This is a genomic window from Mesosutterella multiformis (assembly GCF_003402575.1).
GTDB classification, from domain to species: domain Bacteria; phylum Pseudomonadota; class Gammaproteobacteria; order Burkholderiales; family Burkholderiaceae_F; genus Mesosutterella; species Mesosutterella multiformis.
In genome coordinates, this window is the sequence record NZ_BGZJ01000001.1 from 981596 (window position 1) to 1004256 (window position 22661).

The 22661-nt window shown below is 57.8% G+C and carries 20 protein-coding genes and 1 other RNA gene; 16 read left to right on the top strand and 5 right to left on the bottom strand.

Going from position 1 to position 22661, the window contains the following annotated elements; translation table 11 throughout:
• The first annotated feature begins 67 nt into the window (after positions 1-67).
• From serC to htpX, 9 genes are all read left to right on the top strand, one after another.
• Positions 68-1165, top strand: coding sequence for a 3-phosphoserine/phosphohydroxythreonine transaminase (serC, locus tag M4NBBH2_RS04600; protein WP_116269900.1), 1098 nt, complete (start codon positions 68-70; stop codon positions 1163-1165).
• Positions 1158-2243 carry a prephenate dehydratase gene (pheA, locus tag M4NBBH2_RS04605; protein ID WP_116269901.1) on the top strand — a complete coding sequence of 362 codons (1086 nt, stop codon included), beginning with the start codon at positions 1158-1160 and terminating at the stop codon, positions 2241-2243. The genes serC and pheA overlap by 8 nt, the downstream gene beginning before the upstream one ends.
• A 48-nt stretch (positions 2244-2291) precedes the next feature.
• Complete coding sequence (gene hisC, locus M4NBBH2_RS04610; protein WP_174703612.1) at positions 2292-3413, top strand: histidinol-phosphate transaminase; 1122 nt, start codon at positions 2292-2294, stop codon at positions 3411-3413.
• A gap of 10 nt (positions 3414-3423) precedes the next feature.
• On the top strand, positions 3424-4308 hold the full coding sequence (locus M4NBBH2_RS04615; protein ID WP_116269902.1) for a prephenate dehydrogenase: 885 nt from the start codon (positions 3424-3426) through the stop codon (positions 4306-4308).
• Positions 4305-5648, top strand: coding sequence for a 3-phosphoshikimate 1-carboxyvinyltransferase (gene aroA, locus M4NBBH2_RS04620; RefSeq protein WP_116269903.1), 1344 nt, complete (start codon positions 4305-4307; stop codon positions 5646-5648). Before M4NBBH2_RS04615 ends, aroA begins: the two co-directional genes overlap by 4 nt.
• A gap of 42 nt (positions 5649-5690) precedes the next feature.
• Positions 5691-6356 carry a (d)CMP kinase gene (gene cmk, locus M4NBBH2_RS04625; RefSeq protein ID WP_116270589.1) on the top strand — a complete coding sequence of 222 codons (666 nt, stop codon included), beginning with the start codon at positions 5691-5693 and terminating at the stop codon, positions 6354-6356.
• 127 nt (positions 6357-6483) lie between these two features.
• On the top strand, positions 6484-8181 hold the full coding sequence (gene rpsA, locus M4NBBH2_RS04630) for a 30S ribosomal protein S1 (protein WP_116269904.1): 1698 nt from the start codon (positions 6484-6486) through the stop codon (positions 8179-8181).
• Positions 8182-8438: 257 nt separating this feature from the next.
• On the top strand, positions 8439-9617 hold the full coding sequence (locus tag M4NBBH2_RS04635; protein WP_116269905.1) for a lipopolysaccharide assembly protein LapB: 1179 nt from the start codon (positions 8439-8441) through the stop codon (positions 9615-9617).
• Between the two features lie 126 nt (positions 9618-9743).
• Entirely contained in the window at positions 9744-10637 is an 894-nt protein-coding gene (htpX, locus tag M4NBBH2_RS04640; RefSeq protein ID WP_116269906.1) for a protease HtpX, read from the top strand.
• Between the two features lie 119 nt (positions 10638-10756).
• On the opposite strand, the gene M4NBBH2_RS04645 is transcribed toward htpX, so the two are convergent.
• The 5 genes from M4NBBH2_RS04645 to trxA all read right to left on the bottom strand — a co-directional run bounded on the left by M4NBBH2_RS04645 (position 10757) and on the right by trxA (position 16151).
• A complete protein-coding gene (locus tag M4NBBH2_RS04645) occupies positions 10757-12148 on the bottom strand; it encodes an MATE family efflux transporter (protein ID WP_116269907.1) in 1392 nt (463 codons plus the stop codon).
• Between the two features lies 1 nt (position 12149).
• Positions 12150-13919, bottom strand: coding sequence for a glycosyltransferase family protein (locus M4NBBH2_RS04650; RefSeq protein ID WP_116269908.1), 1770 nt, complete (start codon positions 13917-13919; stop codon positions 12150-12152).
• Positions 13920-13996: 77 nt separating this feature from the next.
• A complete protein-coding gene (locus tag M4NBBH2_RS04655; protein WP_116269909.1) occupies positions 13997-14284 on the bottom strand; it encodes a type B 50S ribosomal protein L31 in 288 nt (95 codons plus the stop codon).
• 172 nt (positions 14285-14456) lie between these two features.
• On the bottom strand, positions 14457-15719 hold the full coding sequence (rho, locus tag M4NBBH2_RS04660; RefSeq protein WP_116269910.1) for a transcription termination factor Rho: 1263 nt from the start codon (positions 15717-15719) through the stop codon (positions 14457-14459).
• 105 nt (positions 15720-15824) lie between these two features.
• Complete coding sequence (trxA, locus tag M4NBBH2_RS04665; RefSeq protein ID WP_022443656.1) at positions 15825-16151, bottom strand: thioredoxin; 327 nt, start codon at positions 16149-16151, stop codon at positions 15825-15827.
• A gap of 218 nt (positions 16152-16369) precedes the next feature.
• On the opposite strand from trxA, the gene ffs reads away from it, so the two are divergent.
• The 7 genes from ffs (at position 16370) to M4NBBH2_RS04700 (ending at position 22611) form a co-directional block, all read left to right on the top strand.
• Positions 16370-16468: signal recognition particle sRNA small type (ffs, locus tag M4NBBH2_RS04670), an RNA gene on the top strand.
• A gap of 275 nt (positions 16469-16743) precedes the next feature.
• Positions 16744-18525: a DNA polymerase III subunit gamma/tau gene (gene dnaX, locus M4NBBH2_RS04675; RefSeq protein ID WP_116269911.1), complete on the top strand. Its 1782-nt coding sequence runs from the start codon at positions 16744-16746 to the stop codon at positions 18523-18525.
• A gap of 13 nt (positions 18526-18538) precedes the next feature.
• Positions 18539-18856 carry a YbaB/EbfC family nucleoid-associated protein gene (locus M4NBBH2_RS04680; RefSeq protein WP_116269912.1) on the top strand — a complete coding sequence of 106 codons (318 nt, stop codon included), beginning with the start codon at positions 18539-18541 and terminating at the stop codon, positions 18854-18856.
• 30 nt (positions 18857-18886) lie between these two features.
• Positions 18887-19501, top strand: a complete 615-nt coding sequence (recR, locus tag M4NBBH2_RS04685; protein ID WP_022443651.1) for a recombination mediator RecR — start codon at positions 18887-18889, stop codon at positions 19499-19501.
• Positions 19502-19828: 327 nt separating this feature from the next.
• Complete coding sequence (locus tag M4NBBH2_RS04690) at positions 19829-20866, top strand: ABC transporter substrate-binding protein (RefSeq protein WP_116269913.1); 1038 nt, start codon at positions 19829-19831, stop codon at positions 20864-20866.
• An 86-nt stretch (positions 20867-20952) separates the two neighbouring features.
• Positions 20953-21783 (top strand): ABC transporter ATP-binding protein, encoded by an 831-nt coding sequence (locus M4NBBH2_RS04695; RefSeq protein ID WP_116269914.1) that lies wholly within the window; start codon positions 20953-20955, stop codon positions 21781-21783.
• Between the two features lie 3 nt (positions 21784-21786).
• Positions 21787-22611 carry an ABC transporter permease gene (locus M4NBBH2_RS04700; protein WP_116269915.1) on the top strand — a complete coding sequence of 275 codons (825 nt, stop codon included), beginning with the start codon at positions 21787-21789 and terminating at the stop codon, positions 22609-22611.
• Positions 22612-22661: the final 50 nt, after the last annotated feature.

A 22661-nucleotide genomic window follows, 5' to 3' on the forward strand; every position in this document is an offset into this window, starting at 1 on the left:
GGAATGCTCCTGCGGCATTCCCTTCCGGCACTTCAAGCAGGAAAAATTCAGTTTTAGGAGTCAGAGAATGAGCCGTTGCTTTAATTTTTCGGCAGGTCCCTCGGAATTGCCTCTCGAAGTTCTGGAACAGGTCCGGGACGAACTGCTGGATTTCAGAGGCACTGGCTGCTCCATCATGGAGATCAGCCACCGCAGCAAGGCCTTTACTGAGGTGCATAACGAGACCCAGCAGATGCTTCGCTCTCTGCTCGACATTCCTGAGGAGTACGACATTCTCTTCATGCAGGGCGGCGGCCATATGCAGTTCTCCATGGTGCCGCTCAACCTGATGGCTCCGGTGTCGGCCGACCCGTCCCGCAGAGGCGGCGGCTGCTATATCGTGAATGGGACCTGGTCCCGCAAGGCGGCGCATGAGGCCGGACGGCTCGGCGGTATTTCGATCGCGGCTGAAGGGGATGAAACCAACGTGCCTCAGCAGCAGGATCTCCGGATTCCGGAGGACGCCTCCTATGTTTACTACTGCGATAACGAGACTGTCCACGGGATTGAGTTCAACTATGTTCCCGATACGGGACGGGTGCCGCTTGTTGCTGATATGTCGAGCAACATCCTGACCCGGCCGTTTGATATCCGGAAATTCGGAGCCATCTGGTTCGGCGCTCAGAAGAATTTCGGCATCGCGGGTCTGACCATTGCGGCTGTCCGCCATGACCTGATCGGCCGGGCTCCCGAAAACTGTCCGGTGATGCTTGACTGGAAGAGCTATTCGAGCAAGAACTCCATGCTGAATACGCCTCCGACTTTCGCGATCTATATCGCAAACCTCGTCTGCCACTGGCTTGAAAAGCAGGGCGGCGTGCCTGAAATGGCAAAACGGGCCGCTGAAAAATCGGGTGCGCTCTACAGTGTGATTGATGCTTCAGACGGCTTCTATTCGGGGAAAGTGAAGCCCGCTTTCCGCAGCCGCATGAATGTGACTTTCTGGCTTAAGGACGAGTCGCTGAATGACCTCTTTGTTGAGGAAGCCGCGGCTCTCGGTCTTAAGAATATCCGCGGCCACCGCAGTATCGGCGGCATGCGGGCCTCGGTCTACAACGCCGTTCCGACAGAAGGTGCGACGCAGCTTGCGGACTTTATGAAGGATTTTGAGCGTCGCCATGGATAAAGAAACCCAGCTTGCAGAACTCCGCCGTGAGATCGACGGAATCGATGCGAAGATCGTTGAACTTGTCGATCAGCGCGCGGATGTCGTGCGCCGGGTAGGCGAGCTGAAGGGAGCAACCGGGACTGCTGTATTCCGTCCCGAGCGCGAGAACCTGATTCTTGAGCGCGCGGCGTCTCTCAGCCGGAATTTCGACGGTCCCGCGGTCAAGGCGATTTTCCGGGAGATAATTTCTTCCTGCAGAGCCTTGGAGCGAACGACCACGGTGGCGTATCTCGGCCCTGCGGGAACCTTCAGTGAAATGGCGGTGCTCCGGCAGTTCGGCTCCAGCGTTGAGGCCAGGCCCTGCTCAACCATCGCGGATGTCTTCCGGATGACGGAGAACAGCCGTACAGACTTCGGTGTGGTGCCTGTGGAGAACAGCACGCAGGGAACTGTGGCGGTGACGCTGGATCTGCTTCTCGATACATCTCTCACCATTGTGGGCGAGGTGTCGATTCCGATCATCCATAACCTCCTCACCCGAAGCGGCGATCTGTCAAAAGTGAAGACCGTGATGGCTCACCCCCAGGCTCTTGCTCAGTGCCGGGAGTGGCTCTCGACTCATCTTCCCGGCGCGAGACAGGTGAGCTGCTCCAGCAACGCGGAGGGGGCAAGGATTGCTTCCGAGGATGACTCGGTCGGTGCTATCGCTTCGCATCGGGCTGCGGAACTTTATCAGCTCGGTATCGCTGGCGAAGGAATTCAGGATTGGGCGGGGAACCGCACGCGTTTCCTTGTTCTCGGGCACCATCCGACACATCGCAGTCCGGAACCCGGAAAGGATAAAACGACCTTTGAATTCTCCATGGTGAATAAAGCCGGTGCGCTTTTCGAAGGGCTTGAGCCTCTGGCGCGTCACGGTGTGTCCATGACGCACCTGGAGAGCCGGCCTGCCCGGAATGGCGCCTGGGAATACAATTTTTTTGTTGATGTCGAAGGTCACATCGAAGATGAAGCGGTGAAGAAAGCTCTTACCGAAATCAAAGCGGAAACGGCCGTCTTCAAATTTCTCGGCTCCTACCCCAAGGCGCTCGATTAAGCCCGCGGCAGCTTCTCAGTCAAAATAAAAAATATTGGGAGTAACAGCATGTCAGATAACCTTTCAGCTCCGTCCTATATCCGCGGAATTGAGCCGTACAAGGCTGGAAAGCCGATCAGTGAACTCGCCCGTGAAAAGGGACTGCAGCCTGAGAATATTCTCAAGCTCGCCAGCAATGAGAATCCCCTCGGGGCGCCGGAATCCGCGCTGCAGGCAGTCCGGGAAGCCGCGACCGCACATAACGTGGCTCTCTACCCCGATGGAAACGCCTATAACCTGAAGCACGCTATTGCCAAGCGGCTGGGTGTTCCGGCTGAATGGATCATTGTGGGCAACGGCAGTGATGAGCTGATGGGGCTCACCTGTGAGGCGCTTCTCGAACCGGGCGCCAAGTCGGTTTATTCCCAGTTCTATTTCTCGGTTTACCGCATTGATACGCTCGCCTGCGGCGGCACGCCGGTTGAAGTTCCCGCGAAGGGTTTTGCGATCGATCTGGACGCCATTGCGAAGGCTGTGACACCCGAAGTCCGCGTGGTGTTTCTCACGACTCCGAATAATCCCACCGGCCTCACGATTTCCCAGGCTGATTTTGAGGCGTTCCTCGGAAAGATTCCCCCGAGCGTGACGGTGGTGCTTGATGAGGCCTATCGCGAGTTTGTGCCGGAGGAAGACCGGATTGATTCCATCGCGCTCGTGAAGAAGTATCCGAATCTCTTTGTGACGCGCACTTTCTCCAAGGCCTATGGTCTGGCGGGTCTCCGCGTCGGGTTCGGTGTGAATTCCAGCGAACTTCCTGAACTCGTGAACCGTATCCGTCCGCCTTTTAACTGCAACACCCTCGCTCAGGCGGCGGCTGCCGGCTGTGTGAACGATCAGGCATTCCTTGACCGTGTTTATGAGATGAACCGCAGCGGCGTGAAGCAGCTGGAAGACGGATTCTCGTCTCTTAACCTCGAATTTGTGCCGACGAAGAGCAACTTTGTTCTCGTTCACATCGGACCGAAGGCGGCTGAACTCAATCAGGCGCTTCTTGACCGCGGCATTATCATCCGCCCCTGCGCGAGCTTCGGGCTCCCGGAGTGGATCCGTGTCTCCGTCGGTACGGCCGATCAGAATGAACGGTTCCTTGCCGCCCTGAAGGAGCTTCTCGCGAAGCTCTCCGCCGCATAAGGAGCCGGGGTTGAAGCTTGCCGTAATCGGAATGGGGTTGATGGGGGGATCGGCCGCGCTCGCCATGAAGCGGGCCGGCACGATCCACTCGGTGTACGCCTGCGACATGAGCCCGGAGGCTGTTTCGGACTCGATCAGCATGGGTATCGCGGATGAAGGGGGATCGGATCCCGCCGAGGCCGCGCGCTCTGCTGATGTCATTATGGTCGCGACACCGGTGATGACGATGGAGTCGATTTTCCGGCAGATCGCTCCGGTGATGAAACCGGACGCTGTTGTGACGGATATCGGTTCAGTCCGGGGTATGGTCCAGGAAGGCGCCCGCCGGGCGCTTGGGGCAAAGTTTTCGCAGTATGCCCCCTGTCATCCAATCGCCGGGGGCGAAAAGCCCGGTGTCCGGTATGCCTTTGCCGACATGTTTGTCGGGAAAAAAGTCATCAGTACCGCGGAAGAGGGCATGAGCGCCCGCGCGGTCGAGATCATCGAGTCGCTCTGGAAGTCCTGCGGTGCGCAGATTATCCGCATGTCGCCCGAGCGTCATGATGAAGTGTTTGCCCTGATGAGCCATCTGCCTCACGTGCTCGCCTACGCGCTCGTCGCGATGATCACGGAGAGCCGGGATCCCGATACGCTGCTCTCCATGGGCGGCACAGGATTCCTCGACTTCAGCCGTATCGCGGCTTCGAGCCCCGTTATGTGGCGTGATATCTGCCTCGCGAACCGGAAAGCGATTTCCGAAGGACTGCGGCGGTACCGTGCCGAGCTCGAACTCTTCCAGAAAGCGATTGATGATGGAAACGCCGATCAGCTGGTGGCCGGTTTTGCCCGCGCCGCGCAGGCAAGACGGAAACTTGGCCAGGGTGACAGCCTTAAGACTCAGGTGAAGAAGCCATGAAGACTTTTCCAGAAGTGCTGACCGTGCGCCCGATTCTCAGCGCCGCGGGTGAAGTCCCGATGCCGGGTTCAAAATCGATTTCGAACCGCGCGCTGCTGCTCGCGGCGCTTTCCTCTGGACGGACTGAACTTAAGGGAATTCTGAGAGCTGACGATACGGAGCGCATGATGGAATCGCTCCGGAAACTCGGTGTTTCAGTGGAAATTGATGAAGGTAATCCCGAGTCGGTGACGGTAGAGGGCTGCGGCGGCAGGTTTCCGGTCCGCAGCGCGGAGCTTTTCCTCGGAAACGCCGGAACAGCGGCACGGCCGCTTACTGCGGCGCTGGCGCTTGCCGGCGGCAGTTACCTTCTGGATGGCGTTGAGCGGATGCGGGAGCGTCCGATCGGAGACCTTCTCGTGGCGCTCCGGTCGCTAGGGGCTGAGATTGAGTGTCTGAACCGGGAAGGATACTTTCCGCTCCGGATCGGTGAACGCCGTTCCGTTTCCGGAAAAGCCTCCTGCCACATCAGCGGCGAAGTGTCGAGTCAGTTCATCACCGCACTTCTCCTTTCCTCGCCGGTTTACTCCGGTCCTGAGGGACTTGAGATCATTGTGGATGGACATCTGATTTCGCGCCCTTACGTGCTCATGACGCTGAAGCTGATGGAGCAGTTTGGGGTTCACGCGGAAGATCAGGGTGACCGGTTCTTTGTTCCGCACGCAGAGTATCGCCGCGGCAATCCTTACCTGGTTGAGGGAGACGCGTCCGGGGCGTCGTACTTTCTCGCGCTCGGAGCGCTTTCCGGTCCGGCTGACGGTCCCGGAGTCCGTGTCACCGGAGTGGGGCGCGATTCCATTCAGGGAGATGTGCAGTTCGCGGCATTCCTCGAGCGCATGGGAGCGAGAATTGCCTGGGGGGAAAACTGGATCGAAGCGAGACCGCCCGTATCCGGAAAACTTCACGGCATTCACGCGGATTGCACGGAGATTCCGGATGCCGCGATGACGCTTGCCGCGATCGGGCTGATGGCTGAAGGGGAAACGGTGCTTACCGGTATCGGCTCCTGGCGCGTCAAAGAAACAGACCGGATTGCGGCCATGCAGGCTGAGCTTTCCAAATTCGGCGCCGATGTGAAAACCGGCGATGATTGGTTAAGCGTAACATCTCCTCAAAAGCTTCTTCCAGCAGAGGTCAGTACCTATAAGGACCACCGTATGGCGATGAGCCTTTCGCTCGCTGCCTGCGGCGGGGTTTCTGTACGCATTCTTGATCCCGGGTGCGTTTCCAAGACTTTCCCGGACTATTTTGAGCGGCTGGCAGGACTGGTGAAAACAGCCCCTCTGACGGATAAAGACTAGGCGCATTCATTCTTTAATTGACGAGGTTTTCTGATGACAGAAATGAAGGGACAGGTTCCTGTAATTACGATTGACGGCCCGACCGCGAGCGGCAAGGGCACGGTCGCGTCGAAAGTAGCGGAGGCTCTCGGGTTCCACTACCTCGATTCCGGCGCGCTTTATCGCATCGTGGGACTTGTCTGTCTGAGGGCCAACGTTGATCTGAAGGACATCGCGGCCGTCACGGCACACGCGATGGGTATCTCTCCCGTGTTTGCGGGAGGGAGGATTTCTCTTGGCAGCGAAGACATCACCAATGTCATCCGCACGGAAGATGTCGGCCAGGCAGCTTCCTGCATCGCTGTTATCCCCTCGGTCCGCAACGCTCTTTTTGAGCTGCAGCGCGAAGCGCGCCGCGAGCCGGGCCTCGTGGCAGACGGCCGCGACATGGGCTCGATCATCTTCCCGGATGCCGAACTGAAGATTTTCCTTACGGCCTCCGCGGAAGCGCGTGCACATCGCCGCTATAAACAGTTGATCGAAAAAGGGATTGACGTTACACTAGATGACCTCGTCAAAGAAATGAAGGAACGGGATCTTCGCGATATGCGCCGTGCCCATGCTCCGCTTGCGCCCGCTGAAGGCGCGAAGATACTGGATTCTTCATTCCTCACGATTCAGGAAACAGTTGATAAGATACTGTACTGGTGGGTTTCACGTTCTCACTGATCCCATCCGCAGATCTTTGATTCCATTTGCAGTACCGGTCGCAGAGGCCGTCAGGTGACGGTCCCCTGCTTTTATTTGTTTAACTCCACCCTGTGCACTTTGCATCTGGGTGTGCTGATTTTTTTTCATGTCCAACACTGAAGAAACCAAAAACACCGAATCTTTTGCCGACCTGTTTAACCAGAGCCTTGCTGCTCAGGAAATGCGTCCTGGCGAAGTTATTTCCGCCGAAGTCGTTCGCATGGACGGAAACTTTGTCGTCGTGAACGCCGGCCTTAAGTCTGAAGCTTACATTCCGATTGAAGAGTTCAAGGATGATCAGGGTGAAGTCACGGTCAAGCCCGGTGATTTCGTCTCTGTGGCCATCGAGTCCGTTGAAAACGGCTATGGCGATACGATTCTGTCCCGCGACAAGGCCAAGCGCCTCGCTGCCTGGATGAATCTTGAGAAGGCTCAGGAATCCGGTGAACTGGTTACCGGTACGATCACGGGCAAGGTCAAGGGCGGTCTCACCGTTATGACCAACGGCATCCGCGCGTTCCTCCCGGGCTCCCTCGTGGATACCCGTCCGGTTCGCGATACGACCCCGTACGAAGGCAAGACCCTCGAATTCAAGGTTATCAAGCTCGATCGCAAGCGTAACAACGTGGTGGTTTCCCGCCGCGCTGTGCTCGAAGCCAACATGGGCGAAGAGCGCAACAAGCTGCTCGCCACGCTGAAGGAAGGCGCCATTGTTAAGGGCGTCGTCAAGAACATCACCGACTACGGTGCGTTCGTTGACCTCGGCGGCATCGACGGCCTGCTCCACATCACCGACCTCGCCTGGCGCCGCGTGCACCACCCGAGCGAAGTCGTTCAGGTTGGTCAGGAAATCGAGACCAAGGTTCTCAAGTTCGACCGCGAACGCGCCCGCGTTTCTCTCGGCCTGAAGCAGCTTGGTGAGGATCCGTGGATCGGCATCAGCCGCCGCTATCCGTCCGGCACCCGCCTCTTCGGCAAGGTTTCCAACATCACCGACTACGGTGCGTTTGTTGAAATCGAAGACGGCATCGAAGGCCTCGTTCACGTGTCCGAAATGGACTGGACGAACAAGAACGTTGATCCGCGCAAGGTTGTGACGCTCGGCGAAGAAGTCGAAGTCATGGTCCTCGAGATCGACGAAGACCGTCGCCGTATCAGCCTCGGCATGAAGCAGTGCAAGGCCAATCCGTGGGAAGAGTTCGCTCAGACCCACAAGAAGGGCGATCACGTCAAGGGTCAGATCAAGTCGATCACCGACTTCGGCGTGTTCATCGGTCTTGACGGCGGCATTGATGGCCTCGTTCACCTCTCCGACCTCTCCTGGAAGGAACCCGGCGAACAGGCTGTTCACAACTACAAGAAGGGTGATGAAGTCGAGGCTGTCGTTCTCGCGATCGATACCGAACGCGAACGCATCTCTCTCGGCATCAAGCAGCTTTCCGGTGACCCGTTCTCCGACTTCGCCGGTGCCCACGAGAAGGGCTCCATCGTTGAAGGTACGGTCAAGTCTGTCGACGCCCGCGGCGCCGTCCTTGATCTCGGCAACGACACTGAGGCTTATCTCCGCGCTTCCGAAATCTCTCCGGATCGCGTTGAAGATGCCACGACCCAGCTGAAGGTTGGCGACAAGGTTTCTGCCGTCATCACCAGCGTGGATCGCAAGACCCGCAACATCCAGGTTTCCGTGAAGCAGAAGGAAGCCGCTGAGGCCCGCCGCGCTATGGATCGCATGAACAATGACGCTCCGTCCGCCGGTACGACCAATCTCGGCGCCCTGCTGAAGGCGAAGCTCGAGAGCCGCTAATCAATAGCGGAGGGATCCGCGGTTTCCGCTGCGGATTCCATTCAGGGCTTTATCCCTGATAAACGCTTCACCCGCTGCCCTCGTTTCCTCTGAGGCACGGAGAAGCAAAAAATGGAGAGAGAAGGTTTCGCTGCCTTCTCTTTCCGACTTAAGGATCACCGGCGGAATTTCTGCCCGTGGTCCTTTTCTTTTCTGTGTGGTACAGAAGCGCTGAACCGCTACAATTCTGACCACTCAATACTCGCGGAGAGCACTTCATGGAATTTGAACTTTGGTATCTGATCGCGGTCCCGCTGCTGTTTGCGGCCGGATGGTATCTGCGAGGCTATGACGCGAGACAGCGGAATGAGGAAAACAAGGACCTGCCGGACAATTATTTCCGGGGCCTGTCGCTGCTCCTCTCTAATGAACCCGATAAGGCAATTGACGCCTTTATCGAAGTGGTGAAGATCGATCCGGAGACGATCGAACTGCATCACGCGCTCGGCAACCTTTTCTGCAAAAGAGGCGAATTTGACCGGGCGATCCGAATTCATACGCATCTCATCAACCGCGCGGATCTGCCGGATCAGGATCGGCTGCGGGCGCTTTCAGAGCTTGCGAACGACTATCTGAAGGCCGGTATCTATGACAAGGCGATTGATTGCCTTGAGCGGCTTTCAAAGAATGATGAGTATCGGCTGGATGCGCTGCGGTCGCTTCTCAGAATCCGCTGCACCGAGCATGACTGGGAGGCCGCTATTGAATCCGCGCGGCGGCTTGAAAAGGAAGCCTCAGAAGACCACAGCGCCGATATCGCTCACTTCCACTGCGAGCTTGCCGAGCTGGCAGTGAAACAGAAGAATCCGGAAGCCGCGGAACGCGAGGTGTCGCTCGCACTGCTGGAGAAACCTTACTCTCCGCGCGCTCTGATGCTGGCTGGTGACTTTGCGTTCCAGAAGAATCAGGTGAAGGAAGCCGTGGAAGACTGGGAGAAGCTGCGCCAGCATTCCGAGGATCACTTCCCGCTCGTTTTCAGCCGGCTGGTGAAGGGGTACGACGCGCTGGGTGACGCGGCAGGCGCTCAGGCCGTGATCGACTACGCACTTAACCGATTCCCCACCTCTGAAGTCGTGGAGCAGGCGATGAAGCGGGCTTTCAAGGATAAGGGACAGCAGGCTGCCGCTGAAATTGTGAGCAAGGGGCTTTCCGGCCATCCGACTCTCGGCACTCTTTCCGTCGCGATGGAATTCCGCAAAATGATCGCCCCGGATGACGAACAGCTGCAGGGACTCTCTGAAATGCTGAAGAAGGAATCCGATCGCCAGGGCCGCTATCAGTGCCGTCACTGCGGATTCCTCTCGCACAGCTACCTCTGGCAGTGTCCGGGCTGCGGCGGATGGGATACGTATCCGACACTTCGGGTGCAGGATCAATCACTCAGGCGGGATAAGTAAAGTCGTACTATTTCTTACACTTTATTTACCCGGGATACGATCAGTTCTGACAGTTCCCATAAAATTAATTCATTCAGACCTGACAGTCTGAGCCCATTCTTAGGTCTTAAAGTAAAAAGGTAAGTAATGTTAAAGCGTATCGGTCTTCTGATTTTGACCAACATTGCAATCGTGGTCATGCTCAACGTGATCCTGAGCATTGTTGGCGTCGTGTTTGGAATCAACTGGGGCGGTATGGCGGGCAAGTCCATTAACCTGACATCCCTCAGCATCTACGCTCTGATCATTGGCTTTACGGGATCCATCTTCTCGCTGCTGACCTCGAAGATGATCGCAAAGTCGACGATGGGGCTGCAGATGATTGATATCGACAATCCGTCGACCAATCTCGAAGCCTGGCTCGTCAGCACGGTCCGCAAACTCGCTAACCGCGCGAAGCTCCCGATGCCTGAAGTGGCGATCTACGAGGGTGACCCGAACGCGTTTGCCACGGGTCCGTCCCGCAGCAGCTCGCTGGTCGCTGTTTCCACCGGTCTTCTTCAGCTGATGAACAAGAAGGAAGTGGAAGCCGTTCTGGGGCACGAAATGACTCACGTCGCCAATGGCGATATGGTCACGATGACCCTGGTGCAGGGTGTGATGAATACCTTCGTTGTGTTCCTCTCCCGAGTGATTGGCTGGGCCGTTGACCGCCAGGTGATGCGTAACGACAGCGACGCTCCGGGTGCCGCCTACTATGTGACGAGCCTGATTCTTGATATCGTGCTCGGGTTCCTTGCCGGTATGGTGGTGGCTGCTTTCTCGCGCTGGCGCGAGTATCACGCTGACGCGGGTTCCGCGATGCTGACCGGTTCTCCCGAGAACATGATTGCCGCGCTCCAGAGACTGGGCTCCATCACGCCGGAAGAACTTCCCGGTCCGGTGAAGGGCTTCGGCGTGAGCGGCGGTATTGGTTCGCTCTTCGCCACCCATCCTTCTATTGAAGACCGCATTGCGGCGCTCCGGGTTCTGCAGAAGTAATCGGCTCCGACGTGCGGTAGGAATCATGAGGCGTCCCTGAGGGGCGCTTCCCTGATGGAATAAAAAAACCTCGTCCTGACAGGACGAGGTTTTTTGCTGGCCGGAAGAATTTTCCGGAATCAGGCCTTCTGAGCCGCGAGCTTCACAGACCGCGCGTGATAGAGCGCGAAGGAGACAAGCGTGATGCCTGAAAGGATCAGGCCGCAGGCGCAGGCAATCCAGAATCCGAGGGGACCGAGCGGCGCGCCGAGGAAGGATTCCCGGAAAGCGAGGTTGTAGCCTCCGAAAAGCCCCACGCCCCAGAGTGCGACGCCGGAAACGATCATCGGAACCCAGGCAATCTTGTAGCCCCGGAGGATGAAGCTGCTCACTGACTGCGCGGCGTCAAACGTGTGATAAATCACGCCGCAGAGAATCAGTGTGCCGGCGATCTGCATCACAGCGATATCAGTCGTATAGATGCTGATGATGAAGTGGCTGAAGATAAAGAGCAGGCAGCAGGCTGTGGCCGAGATGGCAACAGTCACAGCGAGAGACCGGCGCGTAATCCGCTCAGCGGCATCCGGGAAACCGGCGCCGAGGCACTGAGAGACAAGAACGCTCGCTGCGATACCGATGGAGAGCGGCACCATGTAGAGGGTCGACGTAATGTTGCTCACGATTTGATGAGCGGACACCGCGACAGCCCCCATGCGGGAAATAAAGATCGCCATCAGCGTGAAGGAACTCACTTCGAAGAACACAGAGAGCCCGATCGGGAGACCGATCCGAAGCTGTTCCTTCAGCGCGTCGAAGCTCGGTCCGAACCAGCGCTTTGCGTGCATCGGCTTATAGTGAGCGCCCTTGAAGAAGTATCCGGCATAGAAAATAAGGCCGAACCAGGCGAGAACTGCATTGCCGACACCGGCACCGGCGCCTCCGAGCTCCGGCAGACCGAAGAGCCCGTACATGAAGAGAGCGTTCACAGGAGCTTTCAGCGCAAGCATCAGAAGCGAAATCCACATCGTGATCCGCGGCTGATTGATGGCAGCGTTGACTGAGATGAAGACCCGGTTGAGAAGCGCCGCAGGAACGGCTACCGCTGACGCGATCAGGTAGAGCGAGGCAAGCGACGCGATACGCCCCGTGACACCGCCAAGCTCCGTCCAGAAGGACGTCCAGCTGAGGATCCCAATACCGAAAATCGAGAGCAGCAGCACAAGGTAGAGCGACTGATTGATTTCAAAACCGATCTGCTCAAACTTCCGGGCGCCGAAGTGATGCCCGCAGATCGGGGAGAGCCCCTGCACGATGCCGACGAGCAGCATGAAAATGCAGCCCGTGGAAGCGCTGGCTAGCGCTACAGCCGCGAGGTCCTCAGCGCCGAGCCGGCCTGCCATGATGGTGTCGATCGTTGCGTTGCCCATGACGGCAAGGTTCGCCACGAAAATAGGACTGGCGAGCTTCGCAAGGCCTCCGACCGAAATATCTGGGGGGGTGAGGCGATGCGCCGCATTGATGTTTCCTGCCATGTTACTTCTCAGATTTCCTGTTGTTATTGCTGTTGAGTTCAGTGCCGCTGTTGATGGGAGAGGCGTCGCCCGGGCGGATCACATAGAACTCAGAACCGCGGTGGTATGACGTCGGGATGCCGATCTTGTCAGCCGGAATCGGTTCACCGGGACCGATGCGGGAGACGGTGTAGCGGCAGTCCGTGCTGTCGGAGAACCGAATGCCGGAGTACGCGACAAGCCCTTTGAGACTGAGCGGCAGTCCGTCACTGCGGACGCAGTCGCCGGGAAGGTAGCCAAAGATTCGGAGCTTTCCGGCGACCTCACGGGCTGCCGTGGTATGAGACCGGTCTTCATCCAGCATCTGGCTGAAGAGCGCGGTGCCGACTGTCCAGATCAGCGTGATGCCGAGAGCGGCAAGCCAGGGACCGCGCCAGAGAGCCTTCGGACGGCGGCGGAGGCGCCAGATCACGATGGCGAACCAGATCGCGGTGACGAGCGCCGTGCAGACGAGAAGCGACGGCTCAACCCAGGGCACCGTGTTGGGAGCGAGCCTGTGAAGGCTGGCGGCCATCTTCGGCGGGAACCCGGTTGTCCAGGCGATGAAGTAGCTCCAGAGACCGATCGTCGCAAGAGAGAAGATCGTGGCGGAGAACCAGTCAAGGATATTCTTCAGGGAATGTGTCTTGAGACTTGCAATGCCGAAGGAGGCGAGAATCGCGGTCGGCACCACCATAGCAGTGAGCGTGTACTCAGGCGCGGTTCCGGAAATAAAGAGGAAGAGCAGCGGGAAGACGAGCGCGATGATGGAAAGAAGAATATGCGTGCGGTGAATCACGCGGTGCCAGGCATAAATCGCGTAAAGCGCGAAAGGCCAGATCGGGCAGAGGTACCAGACGATATTGCGGGCCATCCAGAGCCAGGATCCGGCGCGCGGGAGCGCGAAGCCGGCAGCCTGAATCCGGGCGAATGACTGATACCATGCGTCAAACGAAGCGCCCGACAGAATCGCCCCGACAGGCCACACGAGGAACGTGGCAGCGGCAGTGGCGGCAATGATCAGCAGACGGCGGGTTCTGAACGGCGCAAATGCGTGAACGCAGCAGAGGATCGTGAGAATCGTGCAGGACTCAACAATGAACCAATAGAGGTTCGTGCAGAGGGCAAGAGCGCCGAGAGAAAGGCCGGTCACGAAAGAACCGGCCTTAAGGTGGACGAGTGACCAGATAACGCCGAGCAGCGTCGCGCCGGTCAGCGCAAGCAGCACGATCGGAAGACCGATTTCGTGAAGCCGGGAAACAATGCCAAAGGTAGCGATGAAGAGGAGTGTTGCGGAATCAGCGACCGTACGGCCGTAATCCCGGGGACTCGCTTCCTGACCGAATACCATCGAGATCGGGAGAGCCTCTTCCCGCCGGGCGAGATGCCATGTAGCGTACCAGACGGACCCCGTCGCGAGAGCGAACCAGAGCAGGCTCGGGACTCGCGCGAGAATCATCGGTTTGGCAAAAAGCGAGAGGAACTTGATAAGCGCCGCGCCGAGCCAGGCAATGCCCGGACCGGTGGCCGTGTAAGGAGTGCCGGCAATGGTGGGAAGGAACCAGGCGCTTGCGCTTCCTGTCGCCATGTTCCACATCAGGCCGAAAATCTGTTCGTCCCGGCTGTTCCAGAACGCGTGTCCTGAGAAGCATGCCAGAGCGAAGGTAGCAAGAACTATCAGCAATGCCCAGCGGGGGAGCTTGGCCGCAGCGGCTGCAGAAACAATAAGAGGCGACTGTCGGTTGCTAATCATTTGGCATTTTCTAAACAAATTAAAAGGGGCAGTTGAAAACTGCCCCTTGGAATACCAGGCTAACTGCGCGGCACCAATTACTTGGCGGCCTTTGCCTTGGCGGCGGCTTCGTTCACAGCCTTGGTCTTGGCGGCGAACTTCGCGCGGAACTTCTCGACACGGCCCGCTTCAACGATGCGCGTCTGAGCGCCGGTGTAGAAGGGGTGGCTGGCAGAAGAGGTATCGACCTTGAAAAGGGGATAGGTCTTGCCGTCGATATCAATGGTTTCCTTGGTCTGAACGGCCGAGGAGATGATAAAGGTCTGATTGACGGAAATGTCGAGGAACGCGACCTCGCGGTACTCCGGGTGAATGCCCTGCTTCATTTTTTATGAATTCCTAGTTAAACGTCGGTCGCCCTGACTTGCCTTGCAAACCCGCCCGTGCGAAACGGGTCTTACGGCAGGCATGCAGTCCACGTGCCAGACTGGGAAAGTCTAACATTATGAACGCCTTCCCCAGAAAAAGCAACCGTCAGAGCGAACCGATGAGAATAGATCAGTTGGCCCGCTTCATCATGTCGAAGAATTCGGCATTGTTCTTCGTTGCGCGGATCTTGTCGAGGAGGAACTCCATCGCTTCCACTTCATCCATGCTGTAAAGAACCTTGCGCAGAATCCACACGCGCTGCAGCACATCGGGCGGGAGCAGAAGTTCTTCGCGGCGGGTGCCGGAGCGGTTGACGTTGATGGCCGGGTAGACACGCTTCTCGGCAAGACGGCGTTCCAGGTGAATTTCCATGTTGCCGGTGCCCTTGAACTCTTCATAGATCACGTCATCCATGCGGGAGCCGGTGTCAACGAGGGTAGTCGCGAGAATCGTGAGCGAGCCGCCCTCTTCAATATTTCGGGCTGCGCCGAAGAAACGCTTCGGACGCTGCAGGGCGTTCGCGTCAACGCCGCCTGTGAGCACCTTGCCGGAGGTCGGCACAACGGTGTTATAGGCGCGGGCGAGTCGGGTGATGGAGTCAAGCAGAATCACCACATCCTTCTTCGATTCGGCGAGGCGCTTGGCCTTTTCAATCACCATCTCGGCCACCTGGACGTGGCGGGCAGCGGGTTCATCAAACGTGGAGGCGACCACTTCGCCCTTCACGGAGCGCTGCATTTCCGTCACTTCTTCCGGACGTTCGTCAATCAGCAGAACGATCAGAATGCATTCGGGGTGGTTCGCCGTGATGGCGTGCGCGATGTGCTGCATCAGCACTGTCTTTCCGGACTTCGGCGGGGCGACGATCAGACCGCGCTGGCCCTTGCCGATCGGAGCAATGATGTCGATCAGACGGCCCGTCAGGTTCTCGTTGCCCTTCATGTCGCGTTCGAGCTTCAGGGGCTCGTTCGGGAAGAGCGGCGTCAGGTTCTCGAACAGCATCCGGTGCTTCAGGTTTTCCGGCGGCTGGCCGTTCACCGTTTCCACCTTGACGAGCGCGAAATAGCGTTCGCTGTCCTTCGGAATGCGGACTTCACCTTCCATGGAGTCGCCGGTATGGAGATTGAATCGGCGGATCTGGGAGGGAGAGATATAGATGTCATCCGTGCTGGCGAGATAGGACGATTCAGGAGAACGAAGGAATCCGAATCCATCGGGGAGCACCTCAAGCGTGCCGTCGCCAAAAATTTGCTCACCGCTCTTTGCTTTTCTCTTCAGAATCGCAAACATGAGTTCCTGCTTGCGCATTCTCTGGGCGTTTTCGATGCCCAGTTCCTGTGCTTTTTCAAAAAGCTCAGTGATACGCAGTGATTTCAGTTCAGAAAGATGCATAGGAGTAAAGGGAAATGGCGGACAGACGAGAAGGGCCCGAACGGGCACCGGTCGTGCGGAAAGCAGTTCCGGTTCGCCGCGCTTTCCCTGAAACGAAGTTAGAAGTTAAAGAAGGGACTGGATCCAGTCGGTCAGCTCATTCTTATTCATCGCGCCGACCTGAGTCGCGGCGGGTTTTCCGTCCTTATAGACCACAACGGTCGGGATCGAACGGATCCCCAGGCCGGCAGCCACGGACGTGGATTCATCACAGTTGTACTTGCAGACCTTCAGCTTGCCGCTGAATTCTTCCGCGGCGGCTTCGATGAGCGGAGAAAGCAGACGGCAGGGACCGCACCAGGGAGCCCAGAAATCAACGAGAACGGGAAGCGTGGAGGAAGCCTGCACGACTTCGGCGTCGAAGTTTTGATCAGTAACGTTGGTAAAAGCCATAGTCGCACCCATAGGAAAATAAACCGAGCGTGCTCAGTTTCCAGGAGGATCTGTGAATTTGGAATGTGCTGCTGGAGGATCGGCCTGGAAACGGCCGATAGTTGGAAATCAAAAATGCTTATTCCGATTTTCTGGCTCATCGTATCACTTTGGAGAAAAAAAAGGAAAGCTCAGAGCCAGTCTGGATTCTCCGGGGAATTCGTGTACAATGCGTCCTCGGCGGGTCCCCTCGCATGAGGAAGCCATGAATCTGGTCAGGTCGGGAACGAAGCAGCCACAGTGGATTTTCTTCAGTGCCGAGGATAAGGCTCGCCACTTTTGTATCTGTACTATCCGTCTCGGGCAGAACATTCGTTTCCGCCGCCGGATATCCGTTTCAGTACAGTTCCCCAGCCTGTCCCCCCAAGCGATCGCCCCGGCGGTCAAATTCTGCTAGAGTCAACGATCATTCAGATATGGTTCGGCTGAGACGCCGGAAGACTGTCCGGAGATCCGACTGAAACTCCCGGGGCAGAAATGTCTGCGCTCCCGGCCGCACTCCTGCGAACATCCGGCTGCCGGATCCGCGTCTCTTCCCAATAGGAAATGACTAATGTCCTATCAGGTTCTTGCTCGAAAATGGCGACCTCACGACTTTGACAGCGTGGTGGGCCAGGAGCACGTCGTCAAAGCCCTGAGACATGCGCTGCGTGAAAAGAGGATTCATCACGCTTACCTTTTCACCGGAACCCGCGGTGTTGGCAAGACCACGCTCTCCCGCATCCTTGCGAAATGCCTCAACTGCACAGGTCCTGACGGCAAGGGTGATATCACCGATAAGCCATGCGGCGTCTGTGAAGCCTGCCGCGCAATAGATGAAGGCCATTTCGTCGATTACATCGAAATGGACGCGGCGAGCAACCGAGGCGTGGATGAGATGACGGCACTGCTTGAGCAGGCCATGTACCCGCCGACGAACGCCCGCTTCAAGGTCTACATGATCGACGAAGTGCATCAGCTTTCCAGCACGGCCTTCAATGCCATGCTGAAGACGCTGGAGGAGCCGCCCGAGTACGTCAAATTCATTCTTGCGACGACAGATCCGCAGAAGGTGCCGATCACGGTGCTGTCGCGCTGCCTGCAGTTCAATCTCCGCAATATGACGCCGCAGGAAGTGGCTGATCACATGGCGCATATCCTGCAGGTGGAGAAGATCGAAGCCGAACCCGCTGCGCTGCGGCTCCTCGCCGCCGGCGCCCGGGGATCCATGCGCGACGGTCTGTCGCTTCTTGATCAGGCGATCGCGTTCTCGGATGGCGCGGTGACACTGGCTGGTGTTCAGTCAATGCTCGGCGTTGTCGATTCCTCAATCCTCGTGAAACTGCTGCGCTGCCTGCGTGATAACGACGCGGCCGGCATGCTTTCCATCGCGGATGAGATGGCGATGCGCAGCTTCTCCTTCCGTCAGGCGCTCCGCGATATCGCGAGCCTCCTTCACAGGACGGCTATTGCCCAGCGGGTGCCGGCAAGCATTTCCGGCGACGCTGAGGCGGATTCCATCCGGGAGCTTGCCGGGGCTTTTACGCCTGACGAAGTGCAGCTCTACTACCAGATTGCGATCAACGGACGGAATGACCTTCATCTGGCGCCTGATGAATATGCGGGTTTCACGATGACGCTTCTCCGGATGCTCGCCTTCAAGCCGGCCGGAAGCCCGGTGGCGGCCCGCATCGCGAAGCTGCCTCATGGCGGGAAGCCGCTTGAGCCTCCGGCGCCGGTCTCCAAGGCGGAGTCCGCGGCCGCTGCGCCCGCGAAGGCGGAATCCCCGGCTCCGGCGCCCGCACCTGCTCCGGCACCCAAACCAAAATTGAAGCCTAAGGCGCCTCCACCGCCTCCAGAAGAAGCAAAAGCCTCACCCGATGAAGAGGAGGATCTTCCGCCCTGGGTGCAGCTTGAGCCAGCCGAGGAAACCATCCCTCCTGAAGAGCGTTCCGCCGATTCAGAGGAGCTCGACTGGCAGAGTCTGATCCGCAGCGCGGAACTTTCAGGGCTGGAGTGGCAGTCTGCTTCCCGGTCCGAATGCGTTGAATTGAAGAGTACCGGGGTGGTGCTGAAGAACAGTTCATCCACGCTGACGTTCGATAACGTGAGAAAGAGCCTTGAACGGGCGCTTTCGAAGCGTCTTGGACATCCCTTCTCGGTGACCTTCCAGACCGGTGAGGTGAAGGGGGATACCGTCTGGGCTCAGGTGAACCGGGAAGAGGCCGCGGCAAGGCAGAAATTGATTCAGGATTTCCGCAGCTCCGGCGTCGTGAGCAATATCATTAACCAGTTTAAGGGCGAGGTGCGCGAGGATTCCGTGGACTGGAATACGAAGCCGAAGCCCCTGCACTAAGTAAGAGGAAAACATGAGAGGAAACATTAATTCGCTGATGGCCCAGGCCGCCAAGATGCAGCAGAACCTTCAGCGCCTTCAGTCTGAGCTCGCCAATGTCGAAGTGACGGGAGAAGCGGGCAGCGGTGCCGTCAAGGTCACGATGACCTGCAAGTACGTCTGCAAGCAGATTCAGATCGATCCGTCGCTTTATGACGAAGACCGCGACATGATCGAGGATCTCGTGACGGCCGCTGTGAACGCCGCACTGAAGGAAGTTGAGCGTACGACCCAGGAACGCATGAAGGTCGCCACGGCCGGCATGCCTCTTCCTCCCGGGATGCGCTTCTGATGATCGCGCCACGGAATCCGGAGAACGGCTATGGCGCTTAGTCCCAAGCTGAGAAGACTCGCGGAGGCGCTCGCCGAACTGCCGGGCATCGGCCCGCTTTCGGCTCAGCGGATCGCGTTTCATCTCCTTTCGGATGACGAGCACGCCGAAGCGCACCGTCTGGCGAAGGAGCTTGAGGATGCCGCGGCGTCCGTCAGGCACTGCGCCCGATGCAATACGCTCTGCGAGTCCGAGATCTGCGACACCTGTTCGGACGAAACCCGCGAGAAAGATAAGCTCTGCATCGTGGAAACGCCGGCAGATCAGCTCGTGATTGAGGGATCGCACTCCTACCGGGGACTCTATTACGTACTCGGCGGACGGCTTTCACCGGTGGAGAACCGGGGCCCTGAGCAGCTGGGCTTCAGCCGTCTGATCGAAAGAATCAAGGAGCCGGAGGTAAAGGAAGTGATTCTGGCGACTTCTTTCACCGCCGAGGGCGACGCTACAGCCCACTACATTGCGCTCGCAGTGTCCCGCCATCGCCCGGATATACGGCTGACAAGACTCGCCCGGGGCATCCCGACCGGGATTGAGCTCGAGTACACCGATGTGGCAACCGTGGCTCACGCAATCCTGGGACGGCGTGACGCGGAGTCGCGGTAAAAGAGCGATTTTCTTGCTTTTTCCCCTATTCGGGAATAATGTAGTTCTTACGACTTTTATTCAGAGGCACCTCAAGTGCATTTCACGGCTGACAATCCGAACGCCTGCCAGGGACTTTCCAAGAAAGCCCCCGTTCGTGCTGCCCGTGAATTCCTTCTTGCCCTAGGCGGACTACTGCTACCCGTTATCCGCCATGGGAGGATTGTTTAGGGCTGAATAGAGCCGTTTTTTAAACATATTTGTCGCCATAGGCGGATACACGGATTCATCTGAGTCTGTTGTGTATCCGCTTTTTTTATTGCCTGAATCGTCTGGAGAGTACTGAAAATGACTATCACCCGTCGTGCATTCATCACTGCTGCTGCCGGCATGGCCGCCGCTTCCGCCTTCCCGTTTGGCGAAGCTTTCGCCGCGGCTCCTGAGAAGAAGAACATCAAGATCGCGGTCGGCGGTCAGCAGCTCGTTTACTACCTCCCGCTCACGATCGCTGACCGTCTCGGTTACTTCCGCGATGAGGGTCTGAATGTCAGCGTGATTGACTTCCAGGGCGGCTCCAAGTCGCTTCAGGCGGTTGTCGGTGGATCAGCCGATATCTGCTCGGGTGCGTTCGAGCACACAGTCATCATGCAGACCCGCGGCCAGCGCATGCAGGCTTTCGTGCTCCAGGGCCGGGCTCCGCAGTGTGTCTTCGCGGCGAATCTCCACACGATGAAGAATTTCCGAAGCGCCAAGGAACTGAAGGGAAAACGTATCGGTGTGACGGCCCCGGGGTCTTCCTCCCAGATCATGGCGAACTATTGCCTGAAGGCTGCCGGCATCAAGCCGAACGAGGTGTCAATCATTGGTATTGGCTCTTCCTCTGGCGCCATTGCCGCGATCCGTTCGGGTCAGGTCGATGCCTTCGTGCAGCTGGATCCGGTGATTTCGATGCTGATGGAGAAGAAGGAAATCGCGATCATTGTTGATACCCGAAAAGTGGCGGAGAGCGACCGGCTTTACGGCGGACCTATGGTGGCCGGCTGCCTCTACGCTCCGGAATCCTTTATCCGCAAGAATCCGAACACGATCCAGGCGATCACGAACGCCATGGTGCGCGCCGACAAGTGGATCGCCAAGGCGACACCGGAACAGGTCGTGAAGGTCGTGCCTTCCAGCTACTTCATGGGAGATAAAAAACTCTATATCCAGTCCTTCCTCAGCAACCGTCCGGCGCTTTCCCGCGACGGGCTGATCCCCGCGAAGGCTCCTGAAGTCGCGAAGCACGCCCTGAGCACGGTGAATCCTCAGATCGAGCGCGCGAGGCTTGATCTGGAGGCGACCTATACAAACCGGTTCGCAGCGGAAGCGAATAAGCGCTATCGCTGATCCCCGCATAGGGATTCCGGGCAGTCTCTCTCGGCAGCCCGGAATCCTTCCACCGAATTCACGCACAGAAACCCAGGCTATAAGAAATGAATACACCTGAAACCAATACGCCCGCGATAGAAATCTCGGATCTCGCCTGCACCTTTATTTCCGGCGACGGAAAGAAGGAGTCGCACTACACCGCGGTCCGGGATGTCAATCTCTCCATCCGAGCCGGTGAATTTGTGAGCATCGTGGGTCCCACGGGATGCGGAAAATCCACGATTCTCAACATGACGGCGGGACTTCTTAAGCCGTCTCACGGCACGATCCGCATTTTCGGCGAGCCGCTTTCCGGGCTGAACCGCAGGGCCGGGTATATGTTCCAGGCGGAGAATCTGATGCCGTGGCGAAGCGCGCTCGGCAACGTCATCGCCGGGCTTGAATTCAAAGGCGTGAAGAAGAGCGAGGCAATTGAGAAGGGCCGTCACTGGCTTCGCCGTGTGGGGCTCGCCGGATTTGAGGACAGCTACCCGCATCATCTTTCAGGCGGCATGAGAAAGCGTGTCTCGATGGCTCAGACACTCATCATGGATCCCGACATCATTCTGATGGATGAAAGCTTTTCCGCGCTGGATATCCAGACACGGCAGCTGATGGAAAATCTGCTGCTCGACCTCTGGTCGGGCGAAAAGAAAGCGGTGCTCTTTATTACGCATGACCTTGACGAGGCCATCTCCATGAGTGACCGGGTGATCGTGATGTCAGCCGGTCCCGCTTCACACCCGATCGGCGAATTCCTGATTGACCTTCCCCGTCCCCGGGACGTCACCGAGGTGAGAGGAGATCCGAGATTTGTCTCGCTCCACCGGTCGATCTGGAATGTGCTTCGCGAAGAAGTGCTGAAGGGCTACGAAAATCAGATGCAGAGGAAGTAAGTCATGTTTAAGAGCAAATGGATCCTTCACTTCTGGCAGGCGGTGCTTCTCGCCGTTATTTTCGTTGCCTGGTGGGCACTCACTAAGCCTGGGCTCATTCCTCCCTTTATTTTTGAGAATGACACCCAGGCGGCCTTCTTCTTCGGTGAGCCGGTGGAAATCTTCCACCGCATCTGGGACTGGTTCTTTGTGAACCATGAAATCTATGAGCACCTCGCCGTGACGCTCTGGGAAACGGTGCTCGCGTTCGCGATCGGTACGGTTTCCGGTCTTATCGTGGGTCTTTGGCTTGGCCTCAGCCCTCGGGCGGCGGCAATCGCGGACCCGTTCATCAAGGGGCTTAACTCCTGCCCGCGCGTGATTCTCGCCCCGATCTTTGCCGTGTGGTTCGGACTTGGACCGGCATCCAAAGTGGCCCTCGGTGTCACGATTGTGTTTTTCATCGTGTTCTTCAATGTGTTCCAGGGCATCCGTGAGGTGAATCCGAATGTCCTGAATTCTGTCCGGATGCTGGGCGCGAACCGCCGTCAGCTTCTCACCGCGGTGTACCTGCCATCCGCCATGAGCTGGGTGTTCTCGTCACTGCACTCTTCGGTTGGCATGGCGTTCGTCGGCGCAGTGATCGGCGAATATCTCGGTTCGGCGAAAGGTGTTGGCTACCTGATTCTCCAGGCAGAAGGCGTCTTCGATATCAATACGGTGATGGCCGGCATTCTGGTGCTTACGCTTTTCGCGGTGATTCTTGACTGGTTCGTGAGCCTTGCGGAAGCGCGTCTCATGCGCTGGCAGCCGAAGACTGCGAGTGTCAGAACCGAGCAGAGCCTCTGATAGAAAAATCTTTCCGAAGCGGCAGCTCTCCCAAGGGGCCCCTTCCGGTG

Bases quoted from the DNA above. Each gene is read 5' to 3' on its own strand.
- serC (WP_116269900.1), top strand. From the start codon at position 68: ATGAGCCGTTGCTTTAATTTTTCGGCAGGTCCCTCGGAATTGCCTCTC.
- pheA (WP_116269901.1), top strand. From the start codon at position 1,158: ATGGATAAAGAAACCCAGCTTGCAGAACTCCGCCGTGAGATCGACGGA.
- hisC (WP_174703612.1), top strand. From the start codon at position 2,292: ATGTCAGATAACCTTTCAGCTCCGTCCTATATCCGCGGAATTGAGCCG.
- aroA (WP_116269903.1), top strand. From the start codon at position 4,305: ATGAAGACTTTTCCAGAAGTGCTGACCGTGCGCCCGATTCTCAGCGCC.
- cmk (WP_116270589.1), top strand. From the start codon at position 5,691: ATGAAGGGACAGGTTCCTGTAATTACGATTGACGGCCCGACCGCGAGC.
- rpsA (WP_116269904.1), top strand. From the start codon at position 6,484: ATGTCCAACACTGAAGAAACCAAAAACACCGAATCTTTTGCCGACCTG.
- M4NBBH2_RS04635 (WP_116269905.1), top strand. From the start codon at position 8,439: ATGGAATTTGAACTTTGGTATCTGATCGCGGTCCCGCTGCTGTTTGCG.
- htpX (WP_116269906.1), top strand. From the start codon at position 9,744: ATGTTAAAGCGTATCGGTCTTCTGATTTTGACCAACATTGCAATCGTG.
- M4NBBH2_RS04645 (WP_116269907.1), bottom strand. From the start codon at position 12,148: ATGGCAGGAAACATCAATGCGGCGCATCGCCTCACCCCCCCAGATATT.
- M4NBBH2_RS04650 (WP_116269908.1), bottom strand. From the start codon at position 13,919: ATGATTAGCAACCGACAGTCGCCTCTTATTGTTTCTGCAGCCGCTGCG.
- M4NBBH2_RS04655 (WP_116269909.1), bottom strand. From the start codon at position 14,284: ATGAAGCAGGGCATTCACCCGGAGTACCGCGAGGTCGCGTTCCTCGAC.
- rho (WP_116269910.1), bottom strand. From the start codon at position 15,719: ATGCATCTTTCTGAACTGAAATCACTGCGTATCACTGAGCTTTTTGAA.
- trxA (WP_022443656.1), bottom strand. From the start codon at position 16,151: ATGGCTTTTACCAACGTTACTGATCAAAACTTCGACGCCGAAGTCGTG.
- dnaX (WP_116269911.1), top strand. From the start codon at position 16,744: ATGTCCTATCAGGTTCTTGCTCGAAAATGGCGACCTCACGACTTTGAC.
- M4NBBH2_RS04680 (WP_116269912.1), top strand. From the start codon at position 18,539: ATGAGAGGAAACATTAATTCGCTGATGGCCCAGGCCGCCAAGATGCAG.
- recR (WP_022443651.1), top strand. From the start codon at position 18,887: ATGGCGCTTAGTCCCAAGCTGAGAAGACTCGCGGAGGCGCTCGCCGAA.
- M4NBBH2_RS04690 (WP_116269913.1), top strand. From the start codon at position 19,829: ATGACTATCACCCGTCGTGCATTCATCACTGCTGCTGCCGGCATGGCC.
- M4NBBH2_RS04695 (WP_116269914.1), top strand. From the start codon at position 20,953: ATGAATACACCTGAAACCAATACGCCCGCGATAGAAATCTCGGATCTC.
- M4NBBH2_RS04700 (WP_116269915.1), top strand. From the start codon at position 21,787: ATGTTTAAGAGCAAATGGATCCTTCACTTCTGGCAGGCGGTGCTTCTC.